General features: G+C 67.2%; 19 protein-coding genes. 4 read left to right on the top strand and 15 right to left on the bottom strand.

Going from position 1 to position 21,582, the window contains the following annotated elements; all coding sequences use genetic code 11:
* Positions 1-12 precede the first annotated feature (12 nt).
* The 8 genes from fabF to KVP10_RS10060 form a co-directional block, all read right to left on the bottom strand.
* Complete coding sequence (fabF, locus tag KVP10_RS10095) at positions 13-1,242, bottom strand: beta-ketoacyl-ACP synthase II (protein ID WP_217964412.1); 1,230 nt, start codon at positions 1,240-1,242, stop codon at positions 13-15.
* A 146-nt stretch (positions 1,243-1,388) separates the two neighbouring features.
* A complete protein-coding gene (gene acpP / locus KVP10_RS10090; protein WP_013742768.1) occupies positions 1,389-1,628 on the bottom strand; it encodes an acyl carrier protein in 240 nt (79 codons plus the stop codon).
* Between the two features lie 252 nt (positions 1,629-1,880).
* Entirely contained in the window at positions 1,881-2,624 is a 744-nt protein-coding gene (gene fabG / locus KVP10_RS10085) for a 3-oxoacyl-ACP reductase FabG (protein ID WP_217964411.1), read from the bottom strand.
* 3 nt (positions 2,625-2,627) lie between these two features.
* Positions 2,628-3,560 carry an ACP S-malonyltransferase gene (fabD, locus tag KVP10_RS10080; protein ID WP_217964410.1) on the bottom strand — a complete coding sequence of 311 codons (933 nt, stop codon included), beginning with the start codon at positions 3,558-3,560 and terminating at the stop codon, positions 2,628-2,630.
* 110 nt (positions 3,561-3,670) lie between these two features.
* Positions 3,671-4,657: a beta-ketoacyl-ACP synthase III gene (locus KVP10_RS10075; protein ID WP_217964409.1), complete on the bottom strand. Its 987-nt coding sequence runs from the start codon at positions 4,655-4,657 to the stop codon at positions 3,671-3,673.
* A 77-nt stretch (positions 4,658-4,734) separates the two neighbouring features.
* Positions 4,735-5,808, bottom strand: coding sequence for a phosphate acyltransferase PlsX (gene plsX, locus KVP10_RS10070; protein WP_217964408.1), 1,074 nt, complete (start codon positions 5,806-5,808; stop codon positions 4,735-4,737).
* Between the two features lie 71 nt (positions 5,809-5,879).
* Positions 5,880-6,062 carry a 50S ribosomal protein L32 gene (gene rpmF / locus KVP10_RS10065; RefSeq protein WP_217964407.1) on the bottom strand — a complete coding sequence of 61 codons (183 nt, stop codon included), beginning with the start codon at positions 6,060-6,062 and terminating at the stop codon, positions 5,880-5,882.
* 53 nt (positions 6,063-6,115) lie between these two features.
* Entirely contained in the window at positions 6,116-6,649 is a 534-nt protein-coding gene (locus KVP10_RS10060; protein ID WP_217964406.1) for a YceD family protein, read from the bottom strand.
* 286 nt (positions 6,650-6,935) lie between these two features.
* Between KVP10_RS10060 and KVP10_RS10055 the strand changes: the two genes are divergently transcribed.
* The 3 genes from KVP10_RS10055 (at position 6,936) to KVP10_RS10045 (ending at position 9,252) form a co-directional block, all read left to right on the top strand.
* Positions 6,936-7,517, top strand: a complete 582-nt coding sequence (locus KVP10_RS10055; RefSeq protein WP_217964405.1) for a Maf family nucleotide pyrophosphatase — start codon at positions 6,936-6,938, stop codon at positions 7,515-7,517.
* Entirely contained in the window at positions 7,514-8,287 is a 774-nt protein-coding gene (locus KVP10_RS10050) for an SAM-dependent methyltransferase (RefSeq protein ID WP_246600516.1), read from the top strand. The genes KVP10_RS10055 and KVP10_RS10050 overlap by 4 nt, the downstream gene beginning before the upstream one ends.
* 140 nt (positions 8,288-8,427) lie before the next feature.
* Positions 8,428-9,252 (top strand): N-acetylmuramoyl-L-alanine amidase, encoded by an 825-nt coding sequence (locus KVP10_RS10045; protein ID WP_217964404.1) that lies wholly within the window; start codon positions 8,428-8,430, stop codon positions 9,250-9,252.
* 31 nt (positions 9,253-9,283) lie between these two features.
* Here the strand turns inward: KVP10_RS10045 and KVP10_RS10040 are convergent, their stop codons facing one another.
* A complete protein-coding gene (locus KVP10_RS10040) occupies positions 9,284-9,937 on the bottom strand; it encodes an HAD-IIIA family hydrolase (RefSeq protein ID WP_217964403.1) in 654 nt (217 codons plus the stop codon).
* Entirely contained in the window at positions 9,934-10,884 is a 951-nt protein-coding gene (locus KVP10_RS10035; protein WP_217964402.1) for an RluA family pseudouridine synthase, read from the bottom strand. The genes KVP10_RS10040 and KVP10_RS10035 overlap by 4 nt, the downstream gene beginning before the upstream one ends.
* A gap of 508 nt (positions 10,885-11,392) precedes the next feature.
* Between KVP10_RS10035 and KVP10_RS10030 the strand changes: the two genes are divergently transcribed.
* Entirely contained in the window at positions 11,393-14,602 is a 3,210-nt protein-coding gene (locus KVP10_RS10030) for an Rne/Rng family ribonuclease (RefSeq protein WP_217964401.1), read from the top strand.
* 78 nt (positions 14,603-14,680) lie between these two features.
* Here the strand turns inward: KVP10_RS10030 and KVP10_RS10025 are convergent, their stop codons facing one another.
* From KVP10_RS10025 to KVP10_RS10005, 5 genes are all read right to left on the bottom strand, one after another.
* The gene (locus KVP10_RS10025) at positions 14,681-15,601 is read right to left on the bottom strand and encodes a phosphoribosyltransferase (protein WP_217964400.1); all 921 of its coding nucleotides are present in this window, start codon (positions 15,599-15,601) and stop codon (positions 14,681-14,683) included.
* Between the two features lie 150 nt (positions 15,602-15,751).
* Positions 15,752-16,633: an acetyl-CoA carboxylase, carboxyltransferase subunit beta gene (gene accD, locus KVP10_RS10020; protein ID WP_217964399.1), complete on the bottom strand. Its 882-nt coding sequence runs from the start codon at positions 16,631-16,633 to the stop codon at positions 15,752-15,754.
* Positions 16,634-16,785: 152 nt separating this feature from the next.
* Positions 16,786-17,613 carry a tryptophan synthase subunit alpha gene (trpA, locus tag KVP10_RS10015; RefSeq protein ID WP_217964398.1) on the bottom strand — a complete coding sequence of 276 codons (828 nt, stop codon included), beginning with the start codon at positions 17,611-17,613 and terminating at the stop codon, positions 16,786-16,788.
* A 58-nt stretch (positions 17,614-17,671) separates the two neighbouring features.
* Positions 17,672-18,871 carry a tryptophan synthase subunit beta gene (trpB, locus tag KVP10_RS10010; protein ID WP_217964397.1) on the bottom strand — a complete coding sequence of 400 codons (1,200 nt, stop codon included), beginning with the start codon at positions 18,869-18,871 and terminating at the stop codon, positions 17,672-17,674.
* A 343-nt stretch (positions 18,872-19,214) separates the two neighbouring features.
* Positions 19,215-21,509, bottom strand: coding sequence for a RelA/SpoT family protein (locus KVP10_RS10005; protein WP_217964396.1), 2,295 nt, complete (start codon positions 21,507-21,509; stop codon positions 19,215-19,217).
* Positions 21,510-21,582: the final 73 nt, after the last annotated feature.

Raw genomic sequence — 21,582 nt, 5'->3', positions numbered from 1 at the left:
CGCGGCCCGGCCTCAGAGCCGCCGGACCACCATCGACCCGTTGGTTCCGCCAAAGCCGAAGGAATTCGACAGGGCCACGTCGATCTTCAGGTCGCGCGCCTGGTTGGCGCAGTAATCCAGGTCACATTCGGGATCCTGGTTGAAGATGTTGATGGTCGGAGGCGAAACCTGGTGATGGATTGCCAGGGTGGTGAAGACTGCTTCGATGCCGCCGGCGGCGCCCAGCAGGTGGCCCGTCATGGACTTGGTGGAATTGACCACCAGCTTGTAGGCATGGTCGCCGAAGGCGAGCTTGAGCGCCTCGCTTTCGTTCTTGTCGCCCAGCGGCGTGGACGTGCCGTGCGCATTCACGTAGCTGATCTCGTCGGCATTGACGCCGCCGTTGTGCAGCGCGTTGAGAATGCCGCGGCGCGGCCCCTCGCGGTCGGGCGCGGTGATGTGGTGGGCGTCGGAACTCATGCCGTAGCCGGCGAATTCGCCGTAGATGCGGGCGCCGCGCTTGCGCGCATGCTCGTATTCTTCCAGCACCAGCACCCCGGCGCCCTCGCCCAGCACGAAGCCGTCGCGGTCGCGGTCCCAGGGCCGCGAGGCAGTGGCCGGGTCGTCGTTGCGCGTGGACAGCGCGCGCATGGCGGCAAAGCCGCCTATGCCCAGCGGCGACACTGTGGATTCGGTGCCCCCCGCGAGCATGACATCGGCATCGCCGTATTCGATCAGGCGCGCCGCGTCGCCGATGGAATGCAGGCCGGTGGTGCAGGCCGAGACCACGGCGTAGCTGGGGCCTTTCAGGCCCAACTGGATGGACAACTGGCCCGACGCCAGGTTGATCAGCGAACCGGGGACGAAAAACGGCGAAATACGGCGCGGGCCGCGTTCGAGATAGTCGGCCTCGGTTTCTTCGATACGCGGCAGGCCGCCTATGCCCGAGCCGACGATGACGCCCATGCGGTGGGCATTGGCTTCCGTGACTTCCAGGCCGGAGTCGCGCCAGGCCTGGGTGCCGGCCGCCAGGCCGTAATGGATGAAGGTATCCATTTGCTTGGCTTCTTTGGCGGAAATGACCTGCGTGACGTCGAAATCCTGGACTTCGCCCGCGATGTGGGAATTGAATGCCGTAGGATCGAAACGCGAAATGCGCCGGATGCCCGAGCGGCCATTGACGATATTGTCCCAGGCGCTATCGATATCGTTTCCGACCGGGGACACGATGCCCAGGCCGGTAATGACGACGCGTCGCTTCACGTATGACTCCTCAAAAATGACAATGGCGGTTCGCAGCGAACATGCGGCCGCCCGCGCAAGGCGCGGTGCAGCGACAGGCATGTTCTCCGGAAACCGCCCCGGTGAGGCCCGGTCGACCGCCGGACCCGCGCCACGAAAGTGTTGGACTACTGCTTGCTATGCGACGAAATGTAGTCCACAGCTTGCTGCACCGTCGTGATCTTTTCGGCCTCTTCATCGGGAATCTCGGTTTCGAATTCGTCTTCGAGCGCCATCACGAGCTCGACCATATCGAGCGAATCGGCACCGAGGTCGTCAAGGAAGGAAGATTCGTTTTTGATCTCGGCTTCGTTCACGCCAAGTTGTTCAGCGACGATCTTCTTGACGCGCTGTTCGATGCTTTCCATGCAGTTCTCCAAATGGGGAAAATTCCCGCGAATTATAGCCAAACGCAAAAATTTATAGTTGTTGGCCTAGATAAAAAAACGGCATTTCCAGGTTTGCCCGCTGCCTGCGCCCATGACGCCCGCCGTCAACCCGGAACACCCTCCAATGGGACGGATTTTACCCCGTCCGGCCCATGCCCAGCCCTTGCCGCGCACCAGCCGCCACCGCGGCGCGCCGGCGCCCATGCCTCGGGCACCGGCGCGCCGCAAGTCTTACATATACATCCCGCCGTTGACGTGCACTGTAGTGCCCGTGATATAGGCCGCCTGCGGGCCGGCCAGAAAGGCCACCGCCTGCGCCACATCGGCCGCCGAACCCAGGCGCCCCAGAGGGATCTGCGCCAGGATCGACGCCGTCTGCGTCTCGTTCAAGGCGCGCGTCATGTCGGTTTCGATAAAGCCCGGGGCCACGCAATTGACCGTGATGTTGCGGCTGCCCAGCTCGCGCGCCAGCGCCCGCGCCATGCCGGCCACGCCGGCCTTGGCCGCCGCATAATTGGCCTGGCCGGGATTGCCGCTGGAACCGATCACCGAGGTGATGCAGATGATGCGGCCCCAGCGCGCCTTCATCATGGGCTTCATGACCGCGCGCGAGAGGCGGAAGACCGCCGTCAGGTTGGTCTCGATCACCGCGTCCCAGTCGTCGTCCTTCAGACGCATGGCCAGGTTGTCGCGCGTGATGCCGGCATTGTTGACCAGGATCTGCGGGCCGGCGCCTTCTTGCGCCAGTTCGGCCACCAGCTTGTCGCAGGCGGCCGCATCGTTGACATTGAGCACCACGCCGCGCCCGCCCGAGGCGGCCAGCATCTCGGATATCGATGCAGCGCCTTCGGCCGACGTAGCGGTGCCCACCACTCGCGCGCCCCGGGCGGCGAGTTCCAGCGCAATGCCCTTGCCGATGCCGCGGGTGGCTCCGGTGACCAGGGCCAGCTTGCCCTCGAGTTGTTCGTCGTGCATGGCCTATCCTCGTAGAGTTTCCAAAGCCGCCTGCAGGGAAGCCGGGTCGGCGATCGCCAGGCCGACCAGATCGCGGTCTATGCGCTTGGTCAGGCCATTGAGCACCTTGCCCGGGCCGCATTCGACGACGTGCGTGACGCCGCGCGCCTTCATGGCCTGCACGACTTCGACCCAGCGCACCGGGTGCCAGGCCTGGCGCACCAGCGCGTCTTTGATGGCCGCGGGTTCGGCCGGGCTGGCCACGTCGACGTTGTTGATCAGGGGAATGCGCGGCGCGGCGACCTCGATGTCCTGCAGCGCGCGCTGCAATACGGCGGCGGCGGGCTCCAGCAGCCGGGAATGGAACGGCGCGGACACCGGCAGCACCAGGGCGCGCTTGGCGCCGGCCGCGCGGCACAGTTCGCAGGCGCGCTCGACCGCCGCCTTGTGGCCGGCGATGACCACTTGCGCGGGCGCGTTGAAATTGACTGCCTCGACCACTTCGCCCTGGGCCGCCTCGGCGCAGGCCGCCAGCACGGCGGCATCGTCCAGCCCCAGCACGGCGGCCATGCCGCCGGCGCCCACGGGCACCGCGGCCTGCATGGCATCGGCGCGCACGCGCACCAGCGGCACGGCGTCTTCCAGGCGCAGCGAACCCGCCGCGGTCAGGGCCGAGTACTCGCCCAGGCTGTGGCCCGCCACGATCTCGGGGACGGGGCCGCCGGCCGCGATCCAGGCCTCGTAGACGGCCACGGCGCTGGCCAGCATTGCCGGCTGCGTGTTGGTGGTGAGATTGAGCTGCTCGGCCGGCCCCTGGGCGATCAGGACGCCGAGGTCCTGCCCGAGCGCCGCCGAAGCGCGCGCCAGTACCCCGGCGACGGCCTCGTTGCCGGTCCAGGCATCGAGCATGCCGACCGACTGCGATCCCTGCCCGGGGAATACGAAGGCGATTTTCATAGCGTAACGTTCCGTTGGGGGCGTGTTTTATATATAGCTGTGTCCGGCTTCGGATGCGAAGATCCGCTGCGCCCGCGCGGCTGCCCCGGCGCCGCGGCTAGCTCTCCATTCTACATTCGGGCCAGCACGGAACCCCAGGTGAAGCCGCCGCCCACGCCCTGCATCAGCACCAGGTCGCCGCTGCGCACGCGGCCGTCGCGGCGTGCCGCGTCCAGCGCCAGCGGCACGCTGGCCGCCGAAGTATTGGCGTGCTTGTCCAGCGTGACCACGACCTTTTCGTCGGGCACGCCCAGCTTGCGGCTCAGGAAATTGAGGATGCGCACATTGGCCTGGTGCGGGATCATCCAGTCCAGGTCGGACAATTCCACGCCCCCTTGCGCGCAGACGTCGCGGGCCGATCGGGCCAGGGAAGTGACCGCCAGCTTGAATACGGCCTGCCCGTCCATGCGCAGGAAGGGGTCGCCTTCGACCTTGCCGTGCGACACATTGCCTGCCGCGCACAATATCTTCATCTGGCTGCCATCGGCATTGAGCTGGGCGGCCAGTATGCCGGGCTCGTCGCTGGCCTGCAGGACCACCGCGCCGGCGCCATCGCCGAACAGCACGCAAGTGCTGCGGTCGCTCCAGTCCAGGATGCTGGAGAACACCTCGGCGCCGATCACCAGCGCCGTGCGCGCCCGGCCGACGCGGATCATGGCCTCGGCCGTGGCCAGCGCATAGACGAAACCGCTGCACACCGCCTGCACGTCGAAGGCCGCGCCGCCCTTGATGCCCAGATTGGCTTGCACCAGGCAGGCCGTGCTGGGAAACACATAATCGGGGGTCGAAGTGGCCAGCACGATCAAGTCCACGTCGCCGGCCTGCACGCCGGCATCCTGCATGGCCAGGCGCGCGGCCTCGGTGGCCAGTTCGCTGGTCTTGACGCCGGGCGCGGCGATATGGCGCTGGCGGATGCCGGTGCGCTCGACGATCCATTCGTCCGAGGTCTCTATGCCCCGGCCGGCCAGTTCCGCGGCCAGTTCGTCATTGGATACGATACGGGGCGGCAGGCATCCTCCCGACCCCGTTATCTTGGCATAGGGCATGTGCTGTCTCATGTCGTCAGGCGCTCGGCTGCCCAGGCGCAGCGGCATACGAGCCGCGGGCGGATAGCGAGCGCAGGGATAGTTTCATGTCAGGTGCCCGCCTGGGGCACGGGAGACTGCGCGAGCGCGGCGGACTGCTCCGCGGCGGCCTGCAGGTTCTGGCGCAGATGGTCGATGGCACTGGTCGTGCCCGAAAGCAGGCCGTTCTGCACCGCTTCGTGGGCGCGCCGCAATGCGCAGCCGAAGGCATAGATGTCGGCCGAACCGTGGCTCTTGAAGACGATGCCGCGCAGGCCCAGGAGCGCCGCGCCGTTGTAGCGCCGGTTGTCCACCTTGTCGCGGAAGCGATTGAGCACCGGCGTCGCCAGCGCGCCGGCCAGCAGCGAAAGCGGATCGCGCTTGAATTCCTGGCGCATCATGTTGGCGACCATGCGGGCCAGCCCTTCGAGCGATTTCAGCACCACATTGCCGACGAAGCCGTCGCAGACGATCACGTCGACGGTGCCTTTGCAGATGTCGTCGCCTTCCACGTTGCCGTAGAAATTCAGCCCGCTGGCGCGCAGCAGCTCGGCGGCCTGCTTGACCACCTCATTGCCCTTGATGACTTCCTCGCCGATATTGAGCAGCCCTATGGTGGGCTGCTCGCGGTGGTCCACCGTCTTGGCCAGAGCCGCGCCCATGATGGCGAACTGCAGCAGGTGTTCTGCGGTGCAGTCGACATTGGCGCCCAGGTCGAGCATGGTGGTCGCCCCGCCCGTCTGGTTCGGGATGAAAGTGGCGATGGCGGGACGGTCGATGCCGTCGAGCGTCTTGAGCACGTAGCGGGTGATGGCCATCCAGGCGCCGGTATTGCCCGCGGATATGCAGGCATCGGCCAGGCCGTCCTTGACGGCCTGAGCGGCGACCCGCATGGACGAGTCTTTCTTGCGGCGCAATGCCACCTCGACCGAGTCGTCCATGGAGACGACCTCGGAAGCGGGCAGGATCTGGCACCAGTCGCTGGCGTCGCGGCCCTGCTGGTCCAACATGGCGCGTATGGCGGCCTCGTCACCGACCAGCAGGAAACGCGTATCCGGGTTCTTCTGCGCGAACTGGCGCGCAGCCGGAATCGTGACCGGCAAGCCGATGTCCCCGCCCATGCAATCGATAGCGATTCGAATCACGGTTGTAGCCATCGGAAGCGCGGGCCGCCTAGCGTCGTGGACAAGGCACTACGGCCGCGCTCGCAGCGTGATTATTCGTCGTTCTTGGTCTTGACGACCTTGCGGCCGCGATAGATGCCGTTGGGGCTGATGTGATGGCGCAGGTGCAGTTCGCCCGAGGTGGGCTCGACCGCCGTTGCCGGACCGGACAAAAAGTCGTGCGAGCGGTGCATGCCGCGTTTGGACGGACTCTTCTTGTTTTGTTGAACAGCCATGATGACTCCTGGAAAACAGGTCGCAATTGTACCTGCAAGTTAATCGAAAAAACTCAATTCTTTTTCAGCCCGCCCAACACCGCGAACGGCGAAGGCTTGCCCGGGCCGCTTTCGGCTTCGGCGCCGCCCGCGACATCATCGGGCGGCCGCGGCGCATCGGGGCACACATCGTGCTTGGGCACATACGGCACGCCGAGGATCAATTCGTCCTCGACGAGCGCCAATACGTCCAGGCGCCGCGAAGCCAGGATGCGCTCGACAGGCTCTTCGCCTTCGTCGCCGCTCTCGTCGTCGAGATCGGCCGCCTTGGACACCACTTCCAGCCGGCTGGACGCATCCAGCCGCAACACGAAGGGCGCCAGGCAGCGCTGGCATTCCAGCACGAGCCCCGCCGCCACCTGCAAGTGCAGAAAGCGGCGCCCCAATGCATCCTGTTCGCCGCGCAAGGACCAATCGGCCTGCGCATCGCCCTGGTCGGGCAAACCTTCGACCAGGCGCGCAAACTGCCGCAACGGGGTGTGGCCTTCGAGCCGCTGCCCCAGGCGCGTCAGTTCATATGTGTCGATATAAGGGGCGGAAACACCCATGGCCGTACCCTTCCCCTGCCCTACCAATTACCAGTGTGCCGGGCCTATGGGCCCCTTTTGGGTCCCCTGCAGGCCCACTATAGGCCCCTAAAAACCCCCGGGGCCCAAACCTACAGGCCTAGCCAAGCCTACACTTGGATCCAGGCCCACTGGCCCCTTCACCTACACTGGCCCTGGCCGCCTCTCATTAAACTTCCTTGCCTAGAGGCTTTCCAAAAACCGGCAAAAACATTAGATAATAGCGCCTTCAGCCTTTTCTAGTCAAACCAAACCAGACATATCCCGCATGCGTCTCATCCTGGCCTCCAGTTCCCGTTATCGCACAGCCATGCTGGCACGCCTGCGCGTGCCCTTCGAAGCCATCTCGCCCGACGTCGACGAAACCCCGCGCCCCGGCGAACACCCGGCCGAGCTGGCGCTGCGGCTTTCCGCCGCCAAGGCCGACGCGGTCGCCGCGCGGCACCCCGGCGCCCTGCTGATAGGTTCCGACCAAGTCGCCACGGTCGATGGCGACCCGATAGGCAAACCCGGCAATCCCGAACGCGCCCGCGCCCAACTGCGCAGGCTCAGCGGACGCACCGTCGAATTCCACAGCGCGCTGTGCGTCACCGACGGCCGCCGCCGCGAAATCGCCGACGTGGTCACCTGGTGCCGCTTCCGCGAGCTGGACGACGCCGCGATCGACGCCTACCTGCGCCTGGAAGAGCCCTACGACACGGCCGGCAGCGCCAAGGCCGAAAGCCTGGGCATCGTGCTCATGGAAGAAATACGCTCCGACGACCCCACCGCCATCGTCGGCCTGCCGCTCATCGCCCTGACCGGCATGCTGCGCTCGTTCGGCTTCGACCCCTTGCGGGAGGCCAAATGAGCAGGCCGGCGCCACAACAAGCGCCACAAGCCCCGCTCGCCCCGAAAGACGACAGGCGCGGCGGCATACTGCACCTGATTCCCGTCGGACTGGGCGAGGCCGCGCCCGAACTCTGGCTGCCGCAGGCCGCGCGCGAGCTCGCCGCGGGCCTTACCACCTATATTGCCGAAAACGCCCGGACCGCCCGGGCCTTTCTCAAGCTCATCGGCACCCACGCGCCCCTGCAGGACATCGTCATCCACACCCTGGACCGCAAGACCGACGCCGCGCAGATGCGCGCCTGGCTGCAGCCCCTGCTCGCCGGCGGCGACATCGGCCTGGTGTCCGAGGCCGGCTGCCCGGCCGTGGCCGACCCCGGCGCGCGCGTGGTCGCGCTGGCGCATGGCATGGGTTTGCGCGTACGCCCCTGGGTCGGCCCCTCGTCCATCCTGCTCGGGCTGATGGCCAGCGGCCTGGACGGCCAGCGTTTCGCCTTCCACGGCTACGCGCCCGTCGACGCCGCCGAACGCACGCAGCGCCTGCGAGCCTGGGAAGACATCTCGCGCAAGCAGGAACAGACTCAGATCATGATAGAAACCCCCTATCGCAATGCCGCCCTGTTCGAGGCCTTGTGCCGCAGCCTGAAGGGCAGCACCCGGCTGTGCGTGGCGCGCGCCCTGACCACGCGCGACGAATGGATCCAGACTCGCGCCGTGTCCGACTGGAACGGCCGGGCCGCCCCGGAACTGGGCAAGCTGCCCACCCTGTTCCTGTTCCTGGCGGCGCGCTGAGGCGAGGCTCGTCCATGGAACACAGCATGCGCGCAGGGCCATCCGACGGAAGACGCGCGGCCCTTTTCCCGCTAGCGATGCCGCGCGGCGGCGAACGCGCCCGGGCGCCCGCAGGCTGCGCGATTCCCCCCTCGACGAGAATGTCTCGCGGCGAGGGGCGGGCGCGCCCGCCCGCCCCCGCACGCGCCTTGCGCTGCCTGGCGACGGCCGCCCTGGCGGTGCTGCTGGCCGCCTGCGCCGCCCGAGGGCCGGCAACCCTGCACATAGACCACAGCATCCAGGCCAAGAGCCAGGACAGCCGCGTCAGCATCGTCGTCCTGCACTACACCGTGGCCAACAATATCGCCGCGCTGGATATCCTGTCGCGCGGCAACGTCAGCAGCCACTATCTGATCACCGATGCGCCCACGCCACATGTCTACCAACTGGTCGACGAGAACCGCCGCGCCTGGCACGCCGGCGAGAGTTCCTGGTATGGCCGCAGCGACTTGAACGCCAGTTCCATAGGCATAGAAATCGTCAACCGCGGACCGCTCGGCGATGGCCGCTGGGCGCCCTATAGCCGCGCGCAGATCGCCACACTTACCACCCTGCTGCGCGGCATCATCCGGCGCCACCAGATCAAGCCCTTCAACATCGTGGGGCATAGCGATATCGCCCCGCAACGCAAGACCGACCCCGGCCCCGCCTTTCCCTGGGCGCAACTGGCCCGCGCCGGCATAGGCCGCTGGTATGACGCCGACAAGGCGCGCCAGTACCGCCTGCGCTTCGAACAAGAGGGCTTGCCGCCCATCGCCTGGGTCCAGCGGCAACTGCGCCGCGTCGGCTACGAAGTGCCCGACAGCGGACAGCTCGACCCGGCGACACGCCGTGTCATTGCCGCATTCCAGATGCACTATCGCCCCGGCAACTACAGCGGCGAGCCGGACGCCGAGACCCTGGGCATACTGCAAGCGCTGCCCTGAGAGGCGCCCTTGCAGGCCGCGGGCCGGACCTTCAGGCCCGCTGCGCCAGCCAGGCCCGCAATTCCGCCACGCTGGGCAGCATTGCCAGCGGCCTGGACAAAAGCAGCGTTTCGCGGTCGTGGGCGCCGTATTCGACGGCCACGCCATCGACCTGCGCCGCGTGGGCCATTTCGATGTCGTGCGAGGTGTCGCCCACCATCACCATCTCCGCGGGCTCGACGTCCAATTCCTGCATCAGCTCCAGCAGCATGGCGGGATGCGGCTTGCCCTGGGATTCGTCGGCACAGCGGGTCGCAGCGAAAGCCTCGCGCAGGCCCAGCTTGGCCAGCACCCGGTCCAGCCCCACCCGGCTCTTGCCGGTGGCCACTGCCAGGCGTATGCCGCGGCCTTGCAGTTCGTCGAGCAGCGCCGCGATGCCCTCGAACAGGGCCAGGTCCGGATCCTGCCTCAGGAAATGGGCCCGGTAGCGCTGCAGGAACATCGGATATTGCGCGGCGGTGAGTTGCGGCACGGCGCGGCGCAAGGCGCTTTCCAGGGACAGGCCGATCACCCAGCGCGCCTCGGACGCGGGGGGCACGGGCAGTTCCAGGTCGGCGCAAGCCCCCTGGATGGAGGCCACGATGCTGTGGGTGGAATCCATGACGGTGCCGTCCCAGTCGAACACCACGACACGATATGGCTTCACGAATGCTGCTCCAGGTAATCCAGCGCCTGTACGCAGGCCGGCGGCAGGTCCGCCACCAGTTCCAGCGAGACACCGGTGATCGGATGCGGGATTTCCAGGCGCCAGGCATGCAGGAACATGCGCCGCAGCCCGAGGCGGGCGAATTCGGCCCGCACCTCGTCCGTCCCGTATTTTTCGTCGCCTACGATAGGATGGCCCGCATGGGCCAGGTGCACCCGGATCTGATGCGTGCGTCCGCTGCGCAATTCGGCCTGGACCAGGCTGTAGGCCCCGTAACGCCGCCGCAGCGTGACGATGGTGTGGGCCGGCCGGCCCTCGGGGTCGACCCGCACGCGCCGCTCGCCGGAGGCGGTCAGCCACTTCAGCAGGGGCTGGCGCAGATGCTGCTTGTCGTTGACCCAGTCGCCGCATATCAGCGCCAGGTACTGCTTGCGGCCCAGCCCTTCGCGCAGCATGGCATGCAGCGCCACCAGCGCCTTGCGCCGCTTGGCGATCATCAGCAGCCCGGAGGTCTCGCGGTCGAGCCGGTGAGCCAGTTCCAGGGTGGCGCCGGGGCGTGCGGCGCGCAATTGCTCTATGACCCCGAAAGACACCCCGCTGCCGCCATGCACGGCCACGCCGGCCGGCTTGTCGATCACCAGCAGGCTGTCGTCTTCATAGACCACGGGAAAGACCGCCGGCGGCACCGGCCTGGCATCCCCCGGGGCGGGCAGGCGCATCGGCGGCACACGTACGCTATCGCCTTCTTGCAACCGATAGTCGGCGCCGATGCGTCCCTTATTGACGCGTACCTCGCCATTGCGCACCGCCTTGTAGACATGGCTTTTGGGCACGCCTTTGCACACGCGCATCAGGAAATTGTCGATGCGCTGGCCCGCCTGCTCGGCGTCGATGCGCAGGACGCGCACGGCGGGCAAAACAGCTGCTTGCATATCGGGTTTGCGCATGGACGAAAGCGGAAATATAATCACATCAGCCTATAGAAGCTGAAAAATGCCGGGCGTAGAGATGCAACGGATGCGTCTCCGTCGGGCAAAGAAGGGCTATTGTACTGCTTGCGTTTCAGCTTCTGGGTCACTAGGTCGCCGGGGTAATTCAGTCCTGCCCGACGGTGGAGCGGCATAGCGCCGCGCCCGTCATGGCAATATCGTCAACCCGCGTGCGGCGCTGAAAGCTACGCAAGTCCAGTCTCGTTTTATGCACCAGTCGCGGCAAATCCTTCGCGCCTGTCGTTCCAGCACTCATCTTGTCAACCACAGACATATTGTGAACCTGACCTTCCTGCTGATTGAACTGCGTGCCCTTCGGTACGCCGTGCCTACCTGACTCCCGGGTGGGCCACGCTGACATAATCAGCCTGCCTTCCCTGTTCTGCTCGCTTGCAGCGTTACACACCGAGTGACCCGAGGTCGCGCGTCGATGAACGACGCGTCATGACTACGGAGAAAACCACTCATGAAACGGATGCTGTTCAATGCGACGCACCAAGAAGAATTACGCGTCGCAATCGTCGATGGCCAGAAGCTCATAGACCTCGACATAGAATCCGCCGGGCGTGAACAACGCAAAGGCAATATCTACAAAGGGATCATCACTCGCATCGAACCGGGCCTCGAGGCCTGCTTCGTCAACTACGGCGAAGACCGCCACGGCTTCCTGCCCTTCAAGGAAATCGCCCGCAGCTACTTCAAGGAAGGCGTGGACGTGCGCACCGCGCGCATCCAGGACGCCCTGGCCGAAGGCCAGGAACTCATCATCCAGGTCGAAAAAGAAGAACGCGGCAACAAGGGCGCGGCGCTCACAACCTTCATTTCGCTGGCCGGCCGCTACCTGGTGCTGATGCCCAACAACCCGCGCGGCGGCGGCGTCTCGCGCCGTGTCGAAGGCGAAGACCGCCAGGAACTGCGCGAAACCATGGAGCGCCTGGAAGTCCCCGGCGGCATGAGCATCATTGCGCGCACCGCCGGCATCGGCCGCAGCGTCGAAGAGCTGCAATGGGACTTGTCCTATCTGATGCAGCTCTGGAACGCCATCGACAGCGCCGCGCGCGACAACGCCGCGCCGATCCTGATCTACCTGGAATCCAGCCTGGTCATCCGCGCCATACGCGACTACTACTCGCCCGAAATCGGCGAGATCCTCATCGATACCGACGACATCGCCGAGCAGGCCAAGGCCTTCATGAGCGTGGTGATGCCCGACAACGTGCAACGCGTCAAGGTCTACCGCGACGACGTGCCGCTGTTCTCGCGCTTCCAGATCGAACACCAGATCGAGACCGCCTATTCCCGTACCGTGGAACTGCCCTCGGGCGGCGCGGTGGTGATCGACCACACCGAAGCGCTGGTGGCGGTGGACGTGAACTCGGCGCGCTCCACGCGCGGCGCCGACATCGAAGAAACCGCGCTACGCACCAATCTCGAGGCCGCCGACGAAGTGGCCCGCCAGTTGCGCCTGCGCGACCTGGGCGGCCTGATCGTCATCGACTTCATCGACATGGAAGAAGGCAAGAACCAGCGCGCCGTCGAAACACGGCTGCGCGACGCCCTGCACTTCGACCGCGCCCGCGTGCAAATGGGCAAGATTTCCCGCTTCGGCCTCATGGAATTGTCGCGTCAGCGCCTGCGCCCGGCCCTGAACGAAGGCTCGCACATCACCTGCCCGCGCTGCAACGGCACCGGCGTGATCCGCGATGCCGAGTCCAGCGCCCTGCACGTGCTGCGCCTGCTGCAAGAAGAGGCCATGAAAGAAAACACCGCCGCCCTGCATGCCCAGGTGCCGGTGGACGTGGCGACCTTCCTGCTCAACGAAAAGCGCGCCGACATCACCAAGATCGAGTCGCGCCTCAAGGTCAACCTGGTGCTGATCCCCAACAAGCACCTGGAAACCCCGCACCACCATATCGAGCGCCTGCGTCACGACGACCCGCGCCTGGAAGAAATCAAGACCAGCTTCGAGCTGGCACAAAGCCCCGATACCGAAGTGGTCTGGGCTCCCAAGGAACACGAAACCAAGCCGCGCCCCGAGGCGCTGGTCAAGGGCATCACCCCGGCGCAACCCGCGCCCACGCCCCAGCAGCCACCTGTCGCGCAAGCTGCGCCCGCCAGCGCGGCGGCGGCCGGCGCCGGCGGCGGGCTGTTCCGCCGTTTCATGAACTGGGTCACCGGCGCAGCCCCCGAGCAATCGGCCACTGCCGAAAAACCGGCTACTGAGCCGGCCCGCACGGAACGGCCCGCCTCCTCGCAAACGCGCGGCCGCAATGGACGCCAGGGCGACAGGCGCGAACGTGGCGAACGCGGCGAGCGCGGCGATGGCGAGCGCAATCGCCAGCGCCGCGGCGCCGGCAGCCGGCGCGCCGACGCGCCCGAAGGCATGGAAGAAATACGCCGCCCGCAAGGCCGTGGCAACCGGCGCAACGACGCCGAGGCCGCAAACGCCTCCGCAACGGCCGAACGGCAAGCACCCGGCGCCGCCGCCGAAAGCGAAGAACGCAGCGACGCCGCCCAGGCGGGCCGCGGCACCCGTAATCGCCGCGGCCGCAGTCGCCGCCGCGATGACGCCGCCCCCGAAACCCAGGCCGTGGAAACCCAAGGGCTGGAATCGCAAGCTGGCGACAACGCCGCGGCTGCCGCGACGCTTGCCGTGACGGAACTCGCAGCCAAATCCGCCGTCCCCGCGCCGCTTGCTCCGGCCGACGAGCCCACGAGCGATCTCGACACCGAAGCCGTTGCGGCCACCGCCGACAACGCGCCCGAGGCCGAAGGCGAACAGCTCGATCCCGAACGCCGCCGCCGTCGCCGCCGCAGCCGTCGTGGCGGCCGTCGTGGCGCCGATGCCACGGGCGCCGAGTCCGCCGAAGCCGATACGCCAGCCGCCGCCTTCGTTCCCCATGAAACCCCGGTGTTCGACCCGGCCACTCTGCCGGCCGCCGCCGAAACCATGGGCGCCTTCCCCGAGCCTGCCCACGTGGCAGCACCGCTCGCGGTCGCCGAAGGCGAGCCCGTCCAGCAGGCCGCACACGCTGCAGCGCCAGTCGCTCGCACCGAAGCGCAAGCCGCCTCGTCGGACGCCCTGCCGGCCGCGGCAGAGCATGGCGCCCAGGCGCATGCCGAACCCGAGGCTGTTGTCGGCGTAGCCGCCGAAGCTGCCGCGGACAGCGCAGCGGTGCAGGAAGAGCAGGTAGCGACGCACGTCGCGACGGCCCCGGCGGCCGAAACGCCGGAACATGCCGAGGCACAGCCCGAGGCGGAAGCCCAAGCTGCCGCCGCCCCGGCACAAGCCGTCGCATCGCAGGCCGCCCCGACACAGGATGCGGCACCGGAGCAAGTCGTACCTCAGGCGCAGCCCTACCAGGCCGCAGCCGCGGCTATCGAGGCGCAACCCGTCTCGACGGCCCAATCTGACGCGACCCGGTCTGACGTGACCCGGTCTGACGTGACCCGGTCTGACGCGACCCGATCCGAATCCACGGCGACCCCCGAGTCGCGCAGCCCTCTGCGTGAAGTCATCGAGGCCGCCGGCATGGAATGGATCGAAACGCGCCAGAGCCTGCCCGCCGCGCCCGCTCCCGCACCTGCCGTCAAGCTGGGCCGCGCCCGCAAGCCGGCAACCGTGGCTGCTGCCGAGCCGCTGGAACAGGTCGAGACCCACCACACGGGTTCTTGATCGACCCCGGGCCTGCAAGGGCCCGGCAGGCGCGGCCAGCCCGCGCCATAGCCGCTACGCGGCGCGGGCAAGGATGGATCAGGCCCGCGCCAGCGGGTCGGCCTGCCGCGCCTGCAAGGCCAGCGCGCGCGCACCATCCCACCAGAAGACACGCGTCACCGGCGCAAGCGCCGCGATCTGCGCGGCCTGTGCGGCGTCGCTTTCGATGAAATGGGTATGGCAGTGCTCGAGTATGGATTCGGCCTTGAAACGCGCGGTATCCGCCGCAGCATGACGGGCCGGGTCGCGCATCAGCAGCGCGCCGCCGAAGCCATGGCGGTCCAGCCAGGCGCGAGTGCGCTGCCGGTCCTGGCAGGGCCTGCCAGTAATGACCGTGGCACGAGCCAGGTCCAGCGGCGGCAATAGCGGACTGGGCTCCAGCAGATCGCGCAAGGACAGTGCCAGGGCCAGGTCCTGCTCGTACAGGCGTGCAGGCAGGTCGGGCACCAGTATCCCGTCCAGGTCCACGGCCCAGGAGCCGTATTCGTATTCGGGCCGCGCAGGCAGATTGCCGGTGGCGGCAAAAGCCTGTGTCACCGACTCGCGTTCCCAGGGAAAATGGGCGCCGTATCCCGGCGGCACTAGCATGCCGAAATCGGGCACGATGCGCGACTGTTCGTCATAGGCCAGCGCGAATATCCGCAACTCGTGGCCTTGCGCCAGCAGATAGTCGCGGCAGTCCAGCAGCGTGGTGCCGCGTCCGGCCACGTCTTCCACCAGCAGCAGTTTGGCGCCGGGCTCGGGCCGTTCGGCGGTGAACCAGCCCACTTTACGGCCGGCGCGCCCATAGCTCAGTGCATACAGCGGCAGCGACAAGGCGCTGGCAATCATGCCGCCCGGCATCAGCCCGCCCCGCGCGATCGCCACCACTGCGGCAAAGCCCATGCCGCGCCAGGCGGGCACATGGGCCATGACCTCGGCCTCGACCCGCACGTAATCGTAGGGAAACGCTATACGCATGCTCTAGGGCCCGTTGACGCTAAAAGGGGCGCTGCACTAGCGGGTAAATGGGCGCCAGGCTAGGCGCGGGCGAGGCCGCGTGGCCGCTCCACACAACAAGCCCGCAACGACGCTTGGCGCGACCATGAGGCAAGGCCCGCGGCCTTCGTATCAGGAGGCCTTGGCCACCGCGTCGGCGGGCTGACGGGTCAGCAGCGCCAGCAGGTGCGCCAGTTCGTTGCGCATCTGGCGGCGGTCGACCACCATGTCTATGGCGCCCTTCTCGAGCAAGAACTCGGAACGCTGGAAGCCTTCGGGCAGCTTTTCCCGCACGGTCTGTTCGATCACGCGCGGCCCGGCGAAACCGATCAGCGCCTTGGGCTCGGCCATGACGATGTCGCCCATGAAGGCGAAACTGGCCGACACCCCGCCCATGGTCGGGTCGGTAAGGATGCTGATGAACGGCAGGCCCGCGGCCGACAGGCGCGTGAGCATCGCATTGGTCTTGGCCATCTGCATCAGCGAAAACAGGCTTTCCTGCATGCGCGCGCCGCCCGAAGCCGCCACGCAGATGAAGGGCGTGCGGTTCTTCAGCGCCGCCTGCACCCCGCGGGCGAAGCGCTCGCCCACCACCGAGCCCATGGAGCCGCCCATGAAATCGAACTCGAAACACGCCAGCACCACCGGCATCGCCAGGATGCTGCCACTCATCACCACGATCGCATCGGTTTCGTCGGTCTGCTTGGCGGCTTCGGCCAGGCGCTCGGGGTACTTGCGGGTGTCCTTGAACTTGAGCGGGTCGACGGGGCGTATGTCGGCGCCGATCTCGACCTGGCCTTCGGGATCCAGCAGCGCGGCGATGCGCGAGCGCGAGCCGATGCGCATGTGATGGCCGCACTTGGGGCAGACATGCAAGGTGGCAGCCAGATCCTCGTTGTACAGCACCGACTCGCACGACGGGCATTTCACCCACAGACCCTCGGGCACGCGGCGCGCACCCGGATCGGTGCTGCGGTTGATACGCGGAGGCAGAATTTTTTCAAGCCAGCTCATTCTTCTGAATTCCTCTGTATAGCCGGATGCGCGAACGCATCCGCCCCTTGATCATTTATTGCAGTCTTGCCGCTCTCGGGACGGCAAGCATGCGCCCGCCCCCGCTCTTGCAGCCGCGGGCGACACGCCTCGCGGCGCCCACGGCGCGATACTCATGCCTGGTCCAGCGCACTGCGTATGCCGCCCAGCCAATCCCTGGCCGCCTCGATCGCCGCCCGATCGCCGGCGGCGCCGCCCGCAGCCGCCGCGGCCTCGATCGTCTCGATCAGTTTGGTGCCTATCACCACCGCATCGGCCACCGGCGCCAGCCGCGCCGCGCTTTGCGCATCGCGTATGCCGAAGCCCACGCCCACCGGCACCGACACATGCCGGCGTATGGCGGCCAGATGCGCGGCCACGTCGTCCGTGTCCAGGTTGCCGGCTCCGGTGATGCCTTTCAGGGACACATAGTACACATAGCCGCGCGCGATCTGTCCGACGCGGCGTATGCGTTCTTCGGTGGACGTAGGAGCCAGCAGGAAGATGGGCGCCATGCCCGCCTGCGCCAGGCGTTCGCCGAAATCGCCGAATTCCTCGGGCGGGTAATCCACCACCAGCACCCCGTCCACCCCGGCCGCCTGGGCCGCGTCTATGAATGCGTCCTGCCCCATGCTCTCTATGGGATTGGCATAGCCCATCAGCACCACCGGCGTATCCGCGTCGCCGCGCCGGAATTCCGCCACCATGTCCAGCACCTGCCGCAGGCCCACGCCGCGGGCGATCGCTCGTTCTCCGGCACGCTGTATCACGGGCCCGTCGGCCATGGGATCGGAAAACGGCACGCCCAGCTCGATGATGTCGGCGCCGGCCTCGACCAGCGCATGCATGAGCGCCGGCGTGACCTGCACCGAAGGATCTCCCGAAGTGATGTAGGGGATCAGGGCCGTGCCGCCGGCGCGCCTGGCGAACGCGGCCTGGAAGCGATCGGTCTTGGATGTCATGGATGTGCGTCCTTGTATTCTGTTCTGGTCTGCTTTGCCCGTTCTTTCCCGGCCGGCGCTACAGGGTGATGCCGCTGAATTCGGCCACGGTGTGCATGTCCTTGTCGCCGCGCCCCGACAAATTCACCAGGATGATCTTGTCCTTGTCCAGCGTGGGCGCCAGGCGCACCGCATAGGCGATGGCATGGGAGGATTCCAGCGCCGGCATGATGCCTTCCGTGCGGCAGCAATCGTGAAAAGCCGCCAGCGCCTCGGCATCGGTCACCGAGTCGTACTGTGCCCGTCCGCTGTCCTTGAGCCACGCGTGTTCCGGCCCCACGCCGGGATAATCCAGCCCGGCCGAGATCGAATGCGTGCCCATGATCTGGCCATTCTCGTCTTGCAGCAGGTAGGTGCGGTTGCCATGCAGCACGCCCACCACGCCGGCATTCAGCGAAGCCGCATGGCGGCCCGTGGCCAGGCCTTCGCCGGCCGCCTCGACCCCCACCAGGCGCACCGCCTCGTGCTCGATATAGGGATAGAAGATGCCCATGGCATTGGAGCCGCCGCCCACCGACGCCACTACGTAGTCGGGCTGGCGCCCGGCGCTCTCGGGCATCTGCTGCAGGCATTCCTCGCCGATCACCGACTGGAAATCGCGCACCATCATCGGATAGGGATGGGGGCCGGCCACCGTGCCTATCAGGTAGAAAGTATTTTCGACGTTCGTCACCCAGTCGCGCAGCGCCTCGTTCAACGCGTCCTTGAGCGTGCGCGTGCCCGATTCCACCGGCACCACCGTCGCCCCCAGCAACTTCATGCGATAGACGTTCGAGGCCTGGCGGCGCACATCCTCGCTGCCCATGTACACCACGCATTCCAGCCCATAGCGGGCCGCCACCGTGGCGGTCGCCACGCCGTGCTGCCCGGCGCCGGTTTCGGCGATGATGCGCGGCTTGCCCATGCGCCGCGCGAGCAGGATCTGCCCGATGCAGTTATTTACCTTGTGCGCGCCGGTATGGTTCAGGTCTTCGCGCTTGAACCAGATCTGCGCCCCGCCCAGCCGTTCGGACCAGCGCTTGGCGTGGTAGACCGGACTGGGCCGGCCCACGAAATGCTTCAGCTCGTACTCGAATTCGGCACGGAACTGCGGATCTGCGCGGCAGGCATCGTAGGCCTCGCGCAGTTCATCGAGCGCATACGCCAGCGTCTCGGCAACGAACGAACCGCCATATGGGCCGAAATGCCCCTGGCTGTCGGGCAAGCTGTAAGGTTTCAAGGAAACATCCCCTGGTTTGCATAGGAGGCTGGGCGTCCGACGCAGCGGTACGAGCGCCGGCCGGTCTTGCGGCACGCCTCGATGCCCCGCCCGGCCGGGCGCGGCGCCCAGGCTTGCGAGACCCGTCGGCGGGCCGAGCCAATCGGCCATTTTAGCAGTGTGCGGCCGGCAGGAAAGGGCTGCGCTTCGGCGAGCGCCTCCCGACTGCCCGGCCAGAAGCCCCGGCTGCGGCTGCGGCTGTGCTCGTGCCCGTGGCTGTAGCTGTAGCTGTAGCTGTGGCTGTGACTGGGGCTGTGACTGGGGCTGCGACTATAGCTGCGGCCCCGGCGGCCCGGAGAACCCGCTACTGGCGGCTGGCGCTCACCCCCGGCAGCTCGTTCAGCGCGGCCAGGGCCCGCCCTATCTGCTCGCCGTTCTTCACTTCTACCGTGAAGATCATATGCGCCAGGGAGCGGCGGCTCTGGGTATTGACCCCCACCACGCTCAGCCGCAGGCGCGCGAACACCTCGGAAATATCGCGCAGCAGGCTGGCGCTGTCGTTGGCCCGTATGCTGATGTCCACCGGATATACCGTATCGCCGGTGTCGCCCCAATCCACCGCAATCGCCCGTTCCCGCTGGCGCTCGACCAGGGCCGCATACGAGGGGCAGTCGCGGCGGTGGATCGAGACCCCGCGCCCGCGCGTCACGAAACCGACGATCTCGTCCGGCGGCGCCGGACGGCAGCAGCGCGCAAGCTGCGTCATGAGCGAATCCACGCCCACCACCAGCACCCCGCTCTTGCCCGCCGGCACCTCGCGCGCCTGCACATTCGGATAGGCCGGGCGCGCGGCCGGCTCGGCCGCCGCCTGCGCTGGCTGGTTCAGCGCATGGTCGATCTGCCGCAGGCTGAACTCTTCCTTGGCGGCCGCCACATATAGATCGTCGGCACGGGCAAAGCCCAGTTGCTGCGCCAATTGCTCGAGATTGATCGCCGTCTTGCCCAGCCGCTGCAGCTCTTTTTCCACCAGCGCCTGGCCCTGCGAAATACGCTGCTGCAGCTCGACCGCATTGAACCAGGCCCGCACCTTGGCGCGCGAGCGAGGGCTGGCCAGGAAACCCAGTTGCGGATTGAGCCAGTCGCGCGACGGCCCGCCCGACTTGGCAGCGATGATCTCCACCGTCTGCCCGGTGGCCAGCCGCGTCAGCAGCGGCACCATCTGGCCGTCCACCCGCGCCCCGCGGCAGCGATGCCCCAGGTCGGTGTGCAGGTAATAGGCGAAGTCCACCGGCGTGGAGCCCGCCGGCAGCTCGATCACCCGCGCCTGCGGCGTCATCACATAGATATGCTCGTCGCCGGCAGACGGCGAGGCCGGCCCCGCAGCGCTGCGCCGCACCGGGGGCGTCCCCGCGTCGGCCTCGCCCTCGACGGCGGGAACCGAGGCCGATGCCCCTGCCGCGCCCTCATCCCGGTCCCAGGCCAGCAACTGGCGCATCCAGGCAATCTTCCGGTCGTAGCCGCCCGCCGCCACCTGCTGCCCGCCGCGCGCACCCGCCTCTTTGTAGCGCCAGTGCGCCGCCATCCCGTACTCGGCGAACTGGTGCATCTCGTGCGTGCGGATCTGCACCTCGAAAGAACGCCCCTGCGCGTCTGACACCACCGTATGCAGCGAGCGATAGCCATTGGGCTTGGGCCGCGCGATATAGTCGTCGAACTCGTCGGACACCGGCGTCCAGAGCGCATGCACAATCGCCAGCGCCGCATAACAGGCGCGCTCATCGTCCACGATCACCCGCAGCGCCCGCAGATCGAACAGCCGATCGAAGTCCAGATGCTTGATGCGCATCTTGTTCCAGATACTGTAGATATGCTTGGGCCGCCCCGAAACCTCGGCCGCGATGTGCGCATCGCGCAGCGCCGCCTGCAACTGCCCCACCGTATCCTCGATGAATGCTTCGCGCTCCTTGCGCTTTTCCTCGAGCCGGCGGGCGATATCCTTGTAAGTCTCCGGCTCCAGGAAGCGGAACGCCAGATCCTCCATTTCCCATTTCAACTGCCAAATGCCCAGCCGATTGGCCAGTGGCGTGTACAGCTCCATCGTCTCGCGCGCGAACTCCGGCGGGCACGGCGTGCGCGAGCCCGCATACCAGCGCAGCGACTGCAGGCGCGACCCCAGCCGCATCAGCACAATGCGCAGATCCGCCGCCATCGCCAGCAGCATCTTGCGCTGCTTTTCTTTCTGGTCCCCGCCCGCCGCTGCGCTATCGCTGGACTGCCCCGCCAGATTCCCCAGGCGCAGCAAAGCGCGTGTGCCCTGCACCAGAGACATCACCTCCGCCCCAAAAGCCTTCAGCAGCGGATCCGACGCGCCCCCCCGCCCTTCCGGGCCCGAAGCTTGCGGCGGCAGCAAAGTCAGCAAGGCACTGGCCCGCGTCACCGCGTCCGTGCCCAGCTCCGCCAAAATGCCCACCACCGCCGCGCCATGCCCGGCCAAAGGCTCGCCCGTGCTTGCCCGCAGCCCCGCCAGCGGCTCGCGCACCCACCGCAGCGCGCGCCACAGCAGATCCGCCCCCGCCTCGTCCAGCCCGGCAAAAGCGCGAGCCCGCCAGTCCGCATCAAAGGGCGGGGAATCATCATCGGAAGAAACTATCGGAGACATGGGCGCAAATACAGCTCATACGGACGCGACACTGCGCTAGGGCAGCACATAGGCGATACTACCGTAGTCCGCC

This window comes from Candidimonas humi (assembly GCF_019166065.1).
Lineage (GTDB): Bacteria > Pseudomonadota > Gammaproteobacteria > Burkholderiales > Burkholderiaceae_B > Candidimonas > Candidimonas humi.
Note: the sequence above shows the minus strand (reverse complement) of the source record. Positions and strands in the feature narration are given on the sequence as shown.

Excerpts from the sequence above, each read along its gene's own strand:
- acpP (WP_013742768.1), bottom strand. The coding sequence starts at position 1,628 with ATGGAAAGCATCGAACAGCGCGTCAAGAAGATCGTCGCTGAACAACTT.
- fabG (WP_217964411.1), bottom strand. The coding sequence starts at position 2,624 with ATGCACGACGAACAACTCGAGGGCAAGCTGGCCCTGGTCACCGGAGCC.
- KVP10_RS10055 (WP_217964405.1), top strand. The coding sequence starts at position 6,936 with ATGCGTCTCATCCTGGCCTCCAGTTCCCGTTATCGCACAGCCATGCTG.
- KVP10_RS10075 (WP_217964409.1), bottom strand. The coding sequence starts at position 4,657 with ATGAGACAGCACATGCCCTATGCCAAGATAACGGGGTCGGGAGGATGC.
- trpA (WP_217964398.1), bottom strand. The coding sequence starts at position 17,613 with ATGACATCCAAGACCGATCGCTTCCAGGCCGCGTTCGCCAGGCGCGCC.
- rpmF (WP_217964407.1), bottom strand. The coding sequence starts at position 6,062 with ATGGCTGTTCAACAAAACAAGAAGAGTCCGTCCAAACGCGGCATGCAC.
- KVP10_RS10045 (WP_217964404.1), top strand. The coding sequence starts at position 8,428 with ATGTCTCGCGGCGAGGGGCGGGCGCGCCCGCCCGCCCCCGCACGCGCC.
- KVP10_RS10035 (WP_217964402.1), bottom strand. The coding sequence starts at position 10,884 with ATGCGCAAACCCGATATGCAAGCAGCTGTTTTGCCCGCCGTGCGCGTC.
- KVP10_RS10050 (WP_246600516.1), top strand. The coding sequence starts at position 7,514 with ATGAGCAGGCCGGCGCCACAACAAGCGCCACAAGCCCCGCTCGCCCCG.
- accD (WP_217964399.1), bottom strand. The coding sequence starts at position 16,633 with ATGAGCTGGCTTGAAAAAATTCTGCCTCCGCGTATCAACCGCAGCACC.
- KVP10_RS10025 (WP_217964400.1), bottom strand. The coding sequence starts at position 15,601 with ATGCGTATAGCGTTTCCCTACGATTACGTGCGGGTCGAGGCCGAGGTC.
- KVP10_RS10060 (WP_217964406.1), bottom strand. The coding sequence starts at position 6,649 with ATGGGTGTTTCCGCCCCTTATATCGACACATATGAACTGACGCGCCTG.
- KVP10_RS10005 (WP_217964396.1), bottom strand. The coding sequence starts at position 21,509 with ATGTCTCCGATAGTTTCTTCCGATGATGATTCCCCGCCCTTTGATGCG.
- fabD (WP_217964410.1), bottom strand. The coding sequence starts at position 3,560 with ATGAAAATCGCCTTCGTATTCCCCGGGCAGGGATCGCAGTCGGTCGGC.
- KVP10_RS10030 (WP_217964401.1), top strand. The coding sequence starts at position 11,393 with ATGAAACGGATGCTGTTCAATGCGACGCACCAAGAAGAATTACGCGTC.